The sequence below is a fragment of the Xanthomonas nasturtii genome (assembly GCF_001660815.1).
GTDB classification, from domain to species: Bacteria; Pseudomonadota; Gammaproteobacteria; order Xanthomonadales; family Xanthomonadaceae; genus Xanthomonas; species Xanthomonas nasturtii.
Genome location: NZ_LYMI01000033.1, coordinates 1 through 13689, shown reverse-complemented (window position 1 = coordinate 13689; position 13689 = coordinate 1). Strand labels below are relative to the sequence as shown.

Sequence of the window (13689 nt, the reverse complement as noted above, 5' to 3'; positions counted from 1 at the left end):
GGTGGCGCGACCTGCGGCGTTTCAACACATTGTCGAAACGCCGCCGGGACGGTTACCAGATGATGCGGGCACTCAAGAACAGGGTGCGCGGCGGCGTGGACAGCGCGCCGTACTGGTTGATGCTGGCGCGCGGGTTGAACACCCCGCCGTTGCCCCAGTCGATGGCGTACTGATCGTAGTTGCGGAAGTTCAGCGCATTGATCAGATCGCCGCGCACCTGCACGGTGAGCGCATCGGTGACATGCATGTCCTTGGACAGCGACAGATCCAGCTGCCGCGTGCCGAAGATATCGCCACCGGCCAGGAACTTGCCGCCGGGTGCATCCACCGAGACGATGCGGATGTTGTCCGACGGCGGGCCACCGTACTGGTCGAAGGAGACCGCTTCGTTACGCGGCGCCACCGTGGCCAGGGTCAACTTGGCCGAGGCGCTGATGCCCCAGAACAGGTCGTAGATACCGGTGACCACCAGGCGATGGCGCGGCACCGAGTTCAGATCCAGGTACGGGTAGTTGGCGATGGTGGCGGCATCGAATCCGTACTGCTCGTCGTTGCCGCGATTGCCGCGTGCGCGCGAGAACGTGTACGCCGCGGTCAGGCCCCAGCCGCTTTCCTTGGTGTAGGCCTTGTCGGTGGACAGCAACAGCTGTGCGGTCTTGGTCTCCACACCATTGTTGCCGATGATCAGGTTGCCGAATCCCGCCGGTGACTGGGTCCACGGCTGTCCGCCATTCTGGAAGAAATCGCCATTGGGATAGCGGTTGCCCAGGGTCAGGATCAAACCGTCCTTGCTGTGGATATACGACACCGTGGCCGAGTTGCTCCACTCGCCCACCCGCGTGCGCAGGCCGATGGAATACTGGTCCGAATACGGCGTCTTCAAATCGTTGTTGAGCAGGTTGATCTCGCCATTGCGCACGCGCGCATTGACCAGGCTGCCCAGGCTGTCCGGGTTGCTGACAAAGGCCGGGTTGAAGTTGGTGCAGGTGCCGGGCGCCGGCGTGCAGTTGGAGGATTCGACAAAGCGGATGGTGTACTGCGACAGCGCCGACTTGACCTGTTCCAGACCCATGATGTCGAACAGATTGCGGTCGTAGCTGCGCCCGGCACCGCCGAACAGCACCAGCGATTCGTCGCCGCGGAAGTCGTACGAAAAGCCCAGGCGCGGCGCAAAGTTGTTGTTGTCCTGTTTGCGATTGCGACCGTTGCTGATGTAGTCGTTGATGTTGACCCCGCCCTTGGCCAGCTGCTCGGCATAGGTGGCGCTGACCGCCGGATCGGTGCCGGGGCCATTCAGTGCGGCGACCACTTCCGGCGGGGTCACGTTGTCCAGGTAGGACGGAATCTTTTCGCCATCCCAGCGCACGCCCAGATTCAACTGCAGCTTGTCGTTGACGTCCCAATCGTCCTGGATGTACAGGCCCAGCTGCTTGCTGGTGGTGGTCACCGACGGCGCGGCGCCGGCAAACGGCAGATTGAAGCGCACCTGGTACGGAATCGCTGCGGTGCCCTGACCATCGTTGACACCGTAGTAGAACGACGGGTTGACCGCGGAGTTTTCGCTCTGGGTCAGCTCCACTTCCTTGTACTTCACGCCCATCTTGATGACGTGGCTGCCGTGCCACTCGATGTTGTTGAAGGTCAGGTCGTTCTGGAAGCTGGGGCCTTTTTGTCCTTTGCGCTGAATTGCCAGGCCGCTGGTGGCATCGTCGTTGAGCAACACATCGTCTTCGGCGATGCCGCGCGTGTACACGGTCTGGCTGCCGATGGTGTAGGCGGTGGGGTTGAACAGCACGTCTTCGTACGACAGCCGCGCTTCGTTGATGTAGTTCTCGCCGAAATGCTGCCAACGCAGGTCGTAGCGTTCTTCGGTGTTGAGGTTGATCTTGGCGGCGATGGCGGTGTTCTGGTCGCCGACGCTATCGCGGCTTTCTTCGTCGCGATATTTGGCGGTGAGCTCCACACGATCGTTGTCGCCGATGTCCCAATCGATCTTGCCGAAGTACAGGTCTTCGTTGAACGGGCGGGTGACCGAGCCCAGGCGGCTCTGCACGCCGGCCGGCAAATCGTCGCTCAGTGCGCTGAAGGCGTCCGGCACCGCGACCGGGTTGGCCGAGACCTCAAAGCCCTTGCCTTCGTAGCTGAAGAAGAAGTGCGCCTTGTCCTTGACGATGGGGCCGCTGAACGCAACGCCGTATTCGTCCTGGTGGGTCTGGCGTTTGTTGCCGTCGGCGTTGGGCGCGCCGGCGCGCTCGTCGGCCTGGCGCGCGCGGAAATCGGTATTGGTGGTGCGCCCGAAGATCTCGCCGTGGAATTCGTTGCCACCGGATTTGGTGGACGCCACGATCGCCGCCGAGCCCACCTGGTCGAACTCGGCCTTGTAGTTGGAGGTAATGACCTTGTATTCGCCGATCGCCAACTGCGGGAACGGGTTGCCCGCGCTCTGCTGCTGGCCGGACACGCCGCCGAACAGATAGCTCTTCTGGCCCACGCCGTCGATGTAGACATTGACCGCCGAGCTGGCCTGCGCACCGCCACGGATGCGGCTGTTGCCGTTGGCATCGGTCTCGAACTGCATGCCCGGCACGGTGTCGGCAAACTCCAGGAAGTTGCGCGTCAGCTGCGGCACCGTGTTGATCTGCTTGAGCGAGATGTTGGTGCCCACCTCGGAGGTCTTGACCTCCTGCAGCGTGGTGGCGGTGACCTGCACCGCGTCCAGCGTGGTGGCATCGCCGGCCGGAGCCGCCGCCGTATCGCTGGCGCCGCCCAGGTCCAGGCTGACCGAGGAAGCCACCGACAGCGTCACCGTCTTTTCGGTACCGGGACCGGCGTCGACCTTGTAGGTGCCCGGCGGCAGGCCGACCAGCGCATAGCTGCCGTCGGCACCGGTGGTGCCCCGTCGCACCGCGCCGCTGGCGACATTGGTCGCGGTGACCGTGGTCCCCGCCTGGGTCGCGGCGACCTGGCCGCGCAACGTGGCATTGCTGGATTGCGCCATGGCCGGGGCAGCGGCGAACAGCGAGGCGGCCAGGGCGCAGCACAACAGGCTGCGCGCCGGCAGGGTGACGACAGTGCGGTAGGTCTTCATGGCTTTCCCCCTCCCAGGGGTCAGGCGCTTACCGGCAAAGTGGTCGGCGTGGCGCGGGTGGTGCGATGTGTCAAAGACGACAGAACAACGGCAAGCGGGCTGCAGGCGTTATAAAAAGCATAAGAAATAGTAAAGAATTAGTGAAGATGCCACGCTGCGCATGTGTTCAGCCGTTAGGCGCGGCCCGCGGTGCACTGGAGGCGCGCACGATCAGCTCCGGCACCATCTCCGAAAACGCCGGCGGTGCGGCATCGGCAGGCGGGGCGGGCGCATCGACCAGCTGCTGGCCCAGCAGCAACCGCAACGCACGCGCGCCCAGGCCGGCGATATCCACCCGCATGGTGGTCAGCGCCGGCAACACGTAGCGCGCCATCGGCACGTCGTCGAACCCGGCCAGCGCGATGTCCTGCGACACCTTCAGCCCGGCATGGCCGAGCGCGAACAGGCAGCCCAGCGCCATCATGTCGTTGGCGGCGAACACCGCGTCCGGGCGCGTGTCCTGCGCCAGCGCCTGGCCGGCGCGGTAACCGGATTCTTCATCGAAGTTGCCCGGCAGCACCCAGGGTTGTGCGTCGGCATCCAGCGCCAGTTCGTCGCGATAGCCGCGCAGGCGCTCGTGCGCATCGAAGTTGTCGGCCGGCCCGGCGATGAAGGCGATGCGGCGGTGGCCGCTCTCGCGCAGGTGGCGGGTCATCACCCGCGCGCCGCCGTAGTTGTCCACATTGAGCACCGGGCGCTGGCTGGCGCTGCCGGCGCAGTTGAGCAGCACCGCCGGCAGGCCGCCGGGCAGGGCGTCTTCGTGCACACCCGAATCGCCCAGCGACGGCGACATCACTACAACACCATCCACGCGCCCGGGCAGACGCTCCAGCGCCCTGCGCTGCGCCTGCGGGTCGCCATGCGAGCTGGACACCAACAGGTGATAGCCCTGGTCACGCGCCACCTGGTCGATGCCGCGGATCAACTCGGAAAAGAATTCGCCATGCAGGTCCGGCAGCACCACCCCGATGGTGTGGGTGCGCCGGCTGCTGAGGCTGCGCGCAGCATGGTGCGGGATGTAGTTGAGCGCACGCGCCACCTGCAGCACACGCTCGCGGACCGACTCGGCCACGTGCTGATGCCCGTTCATGGTGCGCGAGACCGTGGCCACCGACACCTGCGCTACGCGCGCAACGTCCTTGATGGTGACGCTGCCGCCTTCGGACCGTGGCCGACTCATGCTGTGGCTTTCTCCAAATCAACGCGCGTGGCGTCGCGCGCCGGGGTAGGGCGCACGGTCCGCTGGCGCAGAACGTTCGTGTCACACATGCACATGAATGACATCGGCCCCATCCGATGGCGCCCCCCAAGCGAGATGCAGCGCACGCTAGCAGGAACTGCAAGCGCTTACATGATGCGTCGCAGCATAGTGCCAAACGCTGGCGGCGCAAGGGCTGCAACCCGAGCGCTGGACAAGTTTGTCCAGATAAGACATCGGCAGTCAATGTCGGACACTGGTCGACAACGTGCAAGGAACTACGAAAACGTAACATCTGCCGACCATACCCTGGCGCACGGTTCGGCTGCGCCTTGCCGCCAATGCATTCAGACAGCAAGATGCGCCGATCGATCAGGGGGAACATCGTGCGCATGTCGCTACCTACCGTCCGCGCAGGGCGGTTTCAGTCCGTCGCGTGGCTGCTGCTGGCCGCGCTATGCGTGAGCGGCTGCCAGCGCAACGAGACCGCAGCTGCATTGCCCGGCGCCAAGGCCGAGCCGGCCGCGGCGATGCAGTCGATGACCCTGCCGCTGCGGCGCAACGATCTGGTGGCGTATGCGCGAATCCGGGTGACGCCTGCGCAATACACCCAGCTGGAGGCGGCCTGGCGCAGCGGTGCCAGCCGCTGGCCGCTGACCGAACTGCCGCTGCCCAATGAAGTGGGCGCGCTGCTGGGGTCGTTGTCGGCGCCCGACGCCGAACGCCGCCTGCAGCAGGCCTTCGATGCGCAGCTGGCCGGCCAGGCACAGGGCATCGCCCAGGCCGCGCAATCGCTGGGCCAGTTCGGCGTGCAGTACCTGCGCAGCCGCAACGACTACCAGCCCGAGCAGCGCGCACATTACGTGCAGCTGGTCGACGCGCTGAGCGCCTGGGCCGCCACCGCGCCGCTGGCCGACCGCCCGCGCGCCAAGGCCAGCATCGCCGACCTGGTCGCCGCCGCCCGCGCCACCGGCATCACCGCCGATGCCGACCTGCAGCGGCTGGGCATGGAAGAAAGCCTGCGCCGGCTCGGGCCGTTCTGGGAAACCTGCAAGAAGGTGCTGGCGCGTTACGGCCTGTCGATCGACAGCAGCCTGGATGCGCTGCGCACCGGCTTGATCAGGCAGGACGCCGACACCGCCCAGGTCCGGCTGCGCTATCCGCTGGCCGCGCACGACATCGATCTGAGCGTTGCGCTGATCAAGCGCGATGGCCACTGGTACCAGCTGCAGACCCAGAACGACGTGCAGGCGCTGCTCGACGGCATCCAGGCCGCGCCCCTACCCGGAGCCACTGCAGCGCCCGACACCGCAGCGGCCACGCCTGCCGACACCGGGCAACGCCCGGCTGGGCGATAATGACGGTGATGCCAGAACAGAATCCCCTGCCGTTCCCGGACGGCCAGCCCGCTCCGCCCAGCGCTGCCGCCGACACCGGTGCCACGACGGCGGCACTGCCGCTTGCCCAGCCGGTGCCGCCGGAGGTTGCGCCATCGATCGCGCCCGCCGTCGCCGCTGCACGCAGCGCCAAACGCCCCTGGTGGGCGCGTCTGCTCGGCCGCCTGGCCGACCCGTGGCTGAGCCTGACCATCGAACCGGACCAACCGGGTCGTTACGACGACGGCCGCCCGGTGGTGTATGTGCTGGAAGACTACGGCCTGTCCAACGCGTTGATTCTGGACAAGGCCTGCCGCGAAGTCGGCCTGCCGTCGCCGCTGGTGCCGTTGCCGGGCGACCCGCTGGAACGCAAGCGCGCCTATCTGGCGTTGTCGCGCCGCAGCAGCAGCAATTCGCTGATCCCCGAGCAGCGCGGCGGCAAGACCCATTCCGACTCGCTGGCCAAGCTGCTGCAGGCGCACCGCGTGCGCGACGACCTGGACGTGCATCTGGTGCCGGTGTCGATCTTCGTCGGCCGTGCGCCGGACAAGCAGAGCGGCTGGTTCGCGGTGCTGTTCTCGGAAAACTGGGCGCTGGTCGGCCGCTTCCGCCGCCTGCTCTCGGTGCTGCTCAATGGCCGCACCACCATCGTGCGGTTCGCCCCGCCGATCTCGCTGCGCCAGACCATGGCCGAAGGGCTGCCGCCCGAGCGCACCTTGCGCAAGCTGCAGCGCGTGTTGCGCACCCACTTCCGCCGCATCCGCGAGGCGGTGATCGGGCCGGACCTGTCCACCCGCCGCCTGCTGGTGGACCAGGTGCTGGCCGCCGATTCGGTGCGCGAGGCCATCGCCATCCAGGCCAAGCGCGACAACTCCAAGCCGGTCGATGCCTGGCGCAAGGCGCATGCCTATGCCTGGGAAATCGCTGCCGACTATTCCAGCCCGGTGGTGCGTTCGGCCAGCTTCCTGCTCACCCACGTGTGGAACCGCATCTACGCCGGCGTGCTGGTGCATCACCTGGACAAGCTCAAACAGGCCGCGCCCGGGCATGAAGTGGTGTATGTGCCCAGCCACCGCAGCCACATGGATTACTTGCTGCTGAGCTACTTGTTGTACGAACGCGGCATCGTGCCGCCGCACATCGTGGCCGGCATCAACCTCAATCTGCCGGTGGTCGGCACGCTGCTGCGCAAGGGCGGTGCGTTCTTCATCCGCCGCTCGATCAAGGGCAACGCGCTGTATTCGGCAGTGCTCAGCGAATACGTCGCGCAGCTGGTGGCCGGCGGGTATTCGATCGAATACTTCGTCGAAGGCGGGCGTTCGCGCACCGGGCGGTTGCTGCAGCCCAAGGGCGGCATGATCGCCATGACGCTGCGCGCCTACCTGCGCCAGCCGCGCAAGCCGGTGCTGTTCCAGCCGGTGTACATCGGCTACGAAAAGCTGATGGAAGGCAACAGCTACCTGGACGAGCTCACCGGCCGGCCCAAGGAAAAGGAATCCATCTGGGGCCTGCTGTGGTCGATTCCCAAGGTGCTCAAACAGAACTACGGCCAGGTGGTGGTGAACTTCGGCGAGCCGATCGCGCTCAACGACGTGCTGGCCAAGCACGCCCCGGATTGGGACGGCCAGCCACTGCCCGAAGACGAAAAGCCCAGCTGGCTGGCACCGGCGGTGGACACGCTGTCCACCCAGATCCAGACCCGTATCAACTGCGCCGCCGACGTCAACCCGATCAACCTGCTGGCGCTGGCGCTGCTGTCCACGCCCAAGCACGCGATGGGCGAGGCCGACCTGATCGCACAGATCGAGTTGTGCAAGAAGCTGCTGGCCGAAATGCCGTATTCGGACCGCGTCACCGTCACCCCGCACACCCCGGCGCGCATCATCACCCACGCCGAAGAGATCAACGTGCTCACGCGCGTGTCGCACCCGCTGGGCGATGTGCTCAGCGTCAGCGGCGACACCGCGGTGTTGCTGAGCTACTTCCGCAACAACGTGCTGCACCTGTTTACCGCCTCCTCGTGGGTGGCGTGCTGTTTCCAGAACAACCGCCGCATGAGCCGCGCCGGTCTGTTGCGGCTGGGCCGCACGGTGTACCCGTTCCTGCAGGCCGAGTTGTTCCTGCCGTGGAGCGAAGACCGCTTTGCCGAGCGCATCGAACAGACCATCGACATGTTCGTCCGCGAAGGCCTGCTGCTCAACGTCACCGACGACGACGGCGGCATCCTGGCGCGCAATACCGGGCAGACCGATGAAGTGTTCCGTCTGCGTGCGATCGGCCATTCGCTGCAGCAGGCCTTCGAGCGCTATTACATCGCCATCTCGGTGCTGGTGAAGAATGGCCCCGGCGTGCTCGGTGCCGGCGAACTGGAAAGCCTGTGCCAACAGGCCGCACAGCGTCTGAGCCTGTTGTACGCACCGGCCGCGCCGGAATTCTTCGACAAGACGCTGTTCCGCAGCTTCATCCAGAAACTGCGCGAGCTGCGTCTGGTGTGGCCGGACGAGAACAGCAAGCTGATGTTCGACGACCGACTGGATGCCTGGGCGAAAGATGCCAAGTTCATCCTTGGCCGCGAGCTGCGCCACACCATCGAGCGGGTGAGCCCTGAAGCGGCAAAGCCGGATGTGGTGTCGCCGCCGGCTGAGTAAGCGGCGGTGCAACCGCCATCGTCTCCCTGCCGCACCTGAGGGTGGGCCAATGGCAGGGCACGTAGGTAGGCGCAGACGCGCAAGGCGCTTCCCTTCTCCCTTCGGGAAAAGGTGCCCGAAGGGCGGATGAGGGTCGGCCAGCACGCAAATCCTCCAGCGCTGCAGACCAACGTCACTGCTCGCGCACGCCAACAGCTTCACACAGCAGTTCCGTTCGTTTCATCCCTCCCTTGCAGCCCTGCCGATAGCATCGCGCCACCTTTCACAACGATCGGGCGCGTCGCAGCAAGAGCGTGCCCGGCAGGAGACCTCCATGCGCGCAGCCATCCACACCCAGTTCGGCGACCCGGCCAAGGTGCTCGAACTCGCAGAACGCCCCACACCGCAACCAGGCAAGGGACAGGTCCGCATCGCGATGCGCCGCTCGCCGATCCACAACCACGACCTGTGGACGGTGCGCGGTAACTACGGCTACAAGCCCGAACTCCCGGCGATCGGCGGCAGCGAAGCGGCCGGCGTGATCGACGCACTCGGCGAAGGCGTTGAAGGTCTGCAGGTTGGTCAGCGCGTGGTCGCGGCCGGCGTGCACGAAAGCTGGGCGGAGTTCTTTCTGGCCGATGCAACCGGCGTTGTCCCGCTGCCCGACGCACTAGACGACGATCGCGGCTGCCAGCTGATCGCCATGCCGCTCAGCGCCCTGATGTTGATCGAATCCCTGCACGTCGAAAAAGGCGACTGGATCGTGCAGAACACCGCCAACGGCGCGGTCGGCAAGACCGTGGCCATGCTCGCCGCCGCACGCGGCATCAACGTGATCAATCTGGTGCGCCGCGATGCCGGCGTGGACGAGTTGAAGGCACTGGGCATCGGCAACGCGATTTCCACCGCGCAAACAGGCTGGCAGGACAATGTACGCGCGCTGGTCGGCGACGCACCGATCGTGCGTGCTATTGATTCGGTCGCCGGCAAGGCGGCAGGCGATCTGTTGGGCCTGCTTGCCGAAGGTGGCGAACTGGTCTCGTTCGGCTCGATGACCGGTGAGCCCCTGGAGATCTCCAGCGGCGATGTGATCTTCAAGCAGGCCACGGTGCGCGGCTTCTGGGGCAGCAAGGTCATGCAGGCCACCAAGCCCGAAGACAAGCGCCGCATGATCGGCGAATTGCTCAAGGCCGCCGTCGACGGCAGCCTGGCCTTGCCAGTGGAAGCGGTGTTCGACCTGGAAGATGCCGCAAAAGCGGCAGCCGCAAGCGCCGAACCGGGCCGCCGCGGCAAGATCCTGCTGCGCGCAGGCTGAAGACAGGAGCGCAGGCCGCTCAAGCGCGCTTGCGCCAAAAAGGCAGGGAGACAAAAGCCTTCTCCCGAGCGGGAGATCGCAGATCAGAGCCCCTCTCCCCTCGGGAGAGGGGTTGGGGTGAGGGTACGGCCCAATCAACCAACCCGACACGCCCCGACCCAAACAGACGGCCCCGACAAACCAAGCCGCCACATCACCCCGTAATCGAACCACCCATCACCGCGCTAAAGACCCATCAGCGCAAATCCAAACCGCCGCGCGCCTCAGTTCACGCCGGTTCGTCGGGCACCAGTTCCATCTCCAACCGCGTAATGCAGTCCTTGAGATGCAGCTTGCGCTTCTTCAAGCGTTTCATCTGCAACTCGTCCTCCACGTTCGCAGGCACGCGCTGAATCTCCTCGTCCAACGCGCGATGGGCGCGTCGCAACTCGGCGATCTGTTCGACGATCTCGGCGGTTGACAGGGTTTCCACCCCCCGAGCATACACAACCCCAGGCTGCGCGCGTCACCCGTGCTTGCCAAGCCGCCCGAGGCTGCGACAATGCCAGCGCGCCCCCGGGGAAACGGCGGCGCGCCTCATCCCATCATTGCCGCGCGGCCACGGCCGTCGAGAAAGGAGTCTTTACGATGCGTTTGCAGTCTTCCCTGCTGGCCCTGGGCCTGCTCACCGCCGCCAACCTGGCCAACGCCGCCGACGTCGCCAAGTACGACGGCTTTTTGTGCTGCAACCTGCGCACCGACGGCAGCTGGATCAGCGACAGCAACTACGCCGAAGACGGCAAGCGCGTGCTGCCCGTCGGCACCCCGGTCAGCGTCACCGGCTTTGGCCGCAACCGCGTCAACCTCAAGATCGCCGGCGAAAAGCAGTCCATCGGCAACGATTACAGCCGCGACCTGGACAACACCGCCTTCGCCGCCCGCTACGTCGTCACCGCCGACCCCAAGCTCAAGCTCGCCACCTTCCCGCCCAAGATCCGCCAGGCCATCGTGGACGGCAAGCTCACCGGTGGCATGACCCGCGAGCAGGTGCTGATGGCGGTCGGCTACCCGATCAGCAGCGAAAACCCCAACCTGGAAGCCTCGCTGTGGCGCTACTGGCGCGACAGCTTCTCCGAGTACCAGGTGCAGTTCGGCCCCAGCGGCAAGCTGGTCAAGGTGACGGCGGATCCGCAGCTGATGAATTTGGTGTGGGTGCAGTGATCTGTACCGTGTAGATGGGCGAACTTACCGGAAGTTACCTTGTTTTTTAAAAACGATGCGTAGGCTGAATTTTAAGAGTCTAAGTGTCTTAATAATTTAATTAATCTAAAGGATGATGTAATGAAAATTGAATTTCTCAAGAAAATATACGGAGAAAATGAAGCGGTAAAGTTTATTTGCGATCATATGTCTGGTCGCTTGAAAAATCAAAACGAAACTACGTTGCACCGTATTTTCCATTATGTGGGAAAAGAAGGTGCGGACATTAAGCGTTCGGAGCTTATCTTTGCTTTTCGCATGCTAGAAGAATCAGAGTGCGGTAATTATGTTGAGGGGAGGCACGGCTGGAAGTCACGTTTCGTTTGGGCAGTTAAAAGCAAGTTGGTAGCTGCTGCTGCACAGGGTGCAGAAACAGGAGCGGCACTAATTGCTGAAGAAGACAACTACGAAGAGATTGACGATGAAGGCGACGAAATGATCGAGCATACATACGTACTTCGCCATAATCTATCAATCACTATTGAGCTGCCGGCTGACCTTTCGCGCAGCGAAGCTCAACGTCTTTCTCAGTTTATTGACTCGCTATCTTTTGAGGATTAGCGGATAGCCTCTCAATGGCAGGGTTGGGCCTGTTTTTCTTCATTAAAAAGCTGACCGAATTTCAGAATAGCATCGTAAGTCATTTTCTAAGTAACACAGGTATATAGACTGGTGGGCGTGTACGTGGCTATGACAAAGTGCAGAGCATGCAGTTCGCAAATTTCACGCAAGGCTGCATTCTGTCCAAAGTGCGGCCACCCAAATAAGGAGGCTAACTATCTTTCAGGTGCGCAGGTCTTTGGAGGCTTTCTATTCGCTGGTTTAGCCATCTGGTGGTTTGCGGGTGGCGGCTTTGATAGTCAGGTCACCTCAGATATCGAGAAGATTGAAGATCGTGTTGTAGCCGACTCCCTTAACCAATACAACATTGCCAAACGCCAGGGAGACCCAACTCAAATTTGCGTACAGGCCGGCCTGGTGAGTGCCGCTTATCTTCAATCCAAGGATGAGAAAAATTATCGGATCGCAAAAAAGATTGAGGCTCAAGAGTGTCAGCGAGCAGGGGTTCCTGAATGATATCCCTGGCAATTTAATTCAATATGGATGATCTTCATTGAAGAATACAACTCCAATGGTGCTTGTAGTGGCACGTAAAAATGCAATTCTTGAAATTCTTTCCGGACCTGGGAGTCCATTAAAAGGCCCTTGCGGAGCAAGTGGAAAAATAATCGCAAGGGAAGTTTTAGATGGTGGAGGCAGGGCGCTGGTAGAGGTTAGTAAAATCCGGATGGCAATCGACACGATAGATGGTGTTAACGCAATTTTTGACAATTTCGACCTCGTGGATAAGGACAGCGGTATGCCTATTGTCCACAAGCTAATGAAAGGTCTTTAACCGTTCAAAGCTGGTCAGCGTCTTAAGTCAAAGGAGATCAGCTCTGCGCAGATACAATCCGCTCCTGCATCGCAATCAAGGTTTCCTTAGCTGATGCCGTTAGAGCGCGCGATGCGTAAAACAATCGATCAGTTAGTTCCCCTCCTAATCCGGATTGCCCGCCCTCACATGCTCCCTGGTTAGCATGTAGCACTTCCAGTAGACCATATAGACCACAGATGCAGTGATCAAGGTGCGCGCATTGCAGCGCAGTGCCAAAACTTATCGGCAAGTCCGACCAATGTATGCCGTTGCTACCTTCCGCGCTTTGCGCTTCTGAAAGCCTTCGAAAGAAGACATTTTCTCGAACACTGTCTGCATTGGTCTGCACGTTATCGCGAAGGACATCTTCACTGTCCAACTGCGGAGAGGCTTTTTCCTTTGGGCTGCTGGATTTGGAACGAGACATGGCGGGCTCCTTTGGTAGTTGGAGTCCGTCGCTACGCTGCTAAACGCAGGTGACGGACGGTACGCGGTTAGCAGACCGGCCCAAAGGCAACCGGCAGGCCCGAAGGCCTCCGCGCACCGCCCGCCATAGAACTGACAGACATGGCCCAACCGATGCGACAGGCATAAAAAAACGCCGGTCATTTACCGATGGGCGCTGGTGCGCCTTTGAATTGCGAGCTGCTAAACCCGACCGCAGGAGTGACTGCGGTAGCTCGATATTCCTTATGGCAAACAGGCTTGTCAAGCAACGAATGTTGACCTCAATGATGACCACTTGCCTGCTAATTGGATCCGCACGTTAGTGTTCATCGCGAGCAATCGTGCGAGATAGCGAGCGCGAGCTTTTCACGGGAAACCCGATGGTGTGCAGCTTGCCTAACAACGCAGGATGATGCCATGCCTAGGACGGGATTGTGGTCGGAGACCCCACGAGCAGTGGTGACCGGGCGATATGCCCCAGGCACAATGGAGTTTTCACCATTGTCTAAAGTGACCTGTCGATCATCATTGATGCTCAGCCGGTTGCTCTGGATGGCACCCACCCTGCATGCGGTTGCACGGTCACCACGCGACTCCAGTCGCGTGTCTAATTGGATTCGGGGGCTGAAGCCTGCGGCTAGTTGACGGATCTTGCTGCCACTCCCTACCTGCGATAACCGCGCCGCTCAGCAAGGCTCCTGCTCTGCCTAGAGTGCCTGCTCTCCAGTGCCGCTGGCGGCGTGCCATTACTATGTCGCGGATGAGTACCTAGTAAAAGCCAAGCGCTAGTCCACTGAATCATTGAAATCGGATGCCTGATCCCCAGGTAGTGTGTCATGCAAAGAACGAAGTTGACGATCCAACAGCGTGCTGAATTGGAGGCGGTGATGCGCAAGCGTCACGGCAACGCCGCTTTGGTGCGCCGCGCGCGGTGTGTTGTGCT

General features: G+C 62.5%; 11 protein-coding genes. 7 read left to right on the top strand and 4 right to left on the bottom strand.

Features of this window, described 5'->3' with window-relative positions:
- Positions 1 to 52: 52 nt before the first annotated feature.
- Together A7D16_RS12745 and A7D16_RS12740 are read right to left on the bottom strand one after the other, a co-directional pair.
- Positions 53 to 3088 (bottom strand): TonB-dependent receptor, encoded by a 3036-nt coding sequence (locus A7D16_RS12745; RefSeq protein WP_064633257.1) that lies wholly within the window; start codon positions 3086 to 3088, stop codon positions 53 to 55.
- 166 nt (positions 3089 to 3254) lie between these two features.
- A complete protein-coding gene (locus tag A7D16_RS12740; RefSeq protein ID WP_064633255.1) occupies positions 3255 to 4307 on the bottom strand; it encodes a LacI family DNA-binding transcriptional regulator in 1053 nt (350 codons plus the stop codon).
- A 410-nt stretch (positions 4308 to 4717) separates the two neighbouring features.
- Between A7D16_RS12740 and A7D16_RS12735 the strand changes: the two genes are divergently transcribed.
- From A7D16_RS12735 to A7D16_RS12725, 3 genes are all read left to right on the top strand, one after another.
- Positions 4718 to 5683, top strand: a complete 966-nt coding sequence (locus A7D16_RS12735) for a hypothetical protein (RefSeq protein ID WP_064633253.1) — start codon at positions 4718 to 4720, stop codon at positions 5681 to 5683.
- The gene (gene plsB, locus A7D16_RS12730) at positions 5683 to 8349 is read left to right on the top strand and encodes a glycerol-3-phosphate 1-O-acyltransferase PlsB (protein ID WP_064633251.1); all 2667 of its coding nucleotides are present in this window, start codon (positions 5683 to 5685) and stop codon (positions 8347 to 8349) included. Before A7D16_RS12735 ends, plsB begins: the two co-directional genes overlap by 1 nt.
- A 313-nt stretch (positions 8350 to 8662) precedes the next feature.
- Complete coding sequence (locus tag A7D16_RS12725) at positions 8663 to 9643, top strand: zinc-binding dehydrogenase (RefSeq protein WP_064633249.1); 981 nt, start codon at positions 8663 to 8665, stop codon at positions 9641 to 9643.
- A gap of 268 nt (positions 9644 to 9911) precedes the next feature.
- On the opposite strand, the gene A7D16_RS12720 is transcribed toward A7D16_RS12725, so the two are convergent.
- Positions 9912 to 10115, bottom strand: coding sequence for a YdcH family protein (locus tag A7D16_RS12720; protein ID WP_064633248.1), 204 nt, complete (start codon positions 10113 to 10115; stop codon positions 9912 to 9914).
- A gap of 155 nt (positions 10116 to 10270) precedes the next feature.
- Here A7D16_RS12720 and A7D16_RS12715 point away from each other — a divergent pair, with 155 nt between their 5' ends.
- The 4 genes from A7D16_RS12715 to A7D16_RS23135 all read left to right on the top strand — a co-directional run bounded on the left by A7D16_RS12715 (position 10271) and on the right by A7D16_RS23135 (position 12278).
- On the top strand, positions 10271 to 10843 hold the full coding sequence (locus tag A7D16_RS12715) for a hypothetical protein (protein ID WP_064633246.1): 573 nt from the start codon (positions 10271 to 10273) through the stop codon (positions 10841 to 10843).
- Positions 10844 to 10963: 120 nt separating this feature from the next.
- Positions 10964 to 11443 carry a hypothetical protein gene (locus tag A7D16_RS23145; protein WP_153043166.1) on the top strand — a complete coding sequence of 160 codons (480 nt, stop codon included), beginning with the start codon at positions 10964 to 10966 and terminating at the stop codon, positions 11441 to 11443.
- Between the two features lie 123 nt (positions 11444 to 11566).
- Positions 11567 to 11959 (top strand): zinc ribbon domain-containing protein, encoded by a 393-nt coding sequence (locus A7D16_RS23140; RefSeq protein ID WP_153043165.1) that lies wholly within the window; start codon positions 11567 to 11569, stop codon positions 11957 to 11959.
- A 37-nt stretch (positions 11960 to 11996) separates the two neighbouring features.
- Positions 11997 to 12278, top strand: coding sequence for a hypothetical protein (locus A7D16_RS23135; RefSeq protein ID WP_153043164.1), 282 nt, complete (start codon positions 11997 to 11999; stop codon positions 12276 to 12278).
- A 37-nt stretch (positions 12279 to 12315) separates the two neighbouring features.
- Here the strand turns inward: A7D16_RS23135 and A7D16_RS12710 are convergent, their stop codons facing one another.
- Positions 12316 to 12648, bottom strand: a complete 333-nt coding sequence (locus A7D16_RS12710; RefSeq protein ID WP_064633267.1) for a hypothetical protein — start codon at positions 12646 to 12648, stop codon at positions 12316 to 12318.
- Between the last annotated feature and the right edge of the window lie 1041 nt (positions 12649 to 13689).

Bases quoted from the DNA above. Each gene is read 5' to 3' on its own strand.
- A7D16_RS12745 (WP_064633257.1), bottom strand. From the start codon at position 3,088: ATGAAGACCTACCGCACTGTCGTCACCCTGCCGGCGCGCAGCCTGTTG.
- A7D16_RS12740 (WP_064633255.1), bottom strand. From the start codon at position 4,307: ATGAGTCGGCCACGGTCCGAAGGCGGCAGCGTCACCATCAAGGACGTT.
- A7D16_RS12735 (WP_064633253.1), top strand. From the start codon at position 4,718: ATGTCGCTACCTACCGTCCGCGCAGGGCGGTTTCAGTCCGTCGCGTGG.
- plsB (WP_064633251.1), top strand. From the start codon at position 5,683: ATGACGGTGATGCCAGAACAGAATCCCCTGCCGTTCCCGGACGGCCAG.
- A7D16_RS12725 (WP_064633249.1), top strand. From the start codon at position 8,663: ATGCGCGCAGCCATCCACACCCAGTTCGGCGACCCGGCCAAGGTGCTC.
- A7D16_RS12715 (WP_064633246.1), top strand. From the start codon at position 10,271: ATGCGTTTGCAGTCTTCCCTGCTGGCCCTGGGCCTGCTCACCGCCGCC.
- A7D16_RS23145 (WP_153043166.1), top strand. From the start codon at position 10,964: ATGAAAATTGAATTTCTCAAGAAAATATACGGAGAAAATGAAGCGGTA.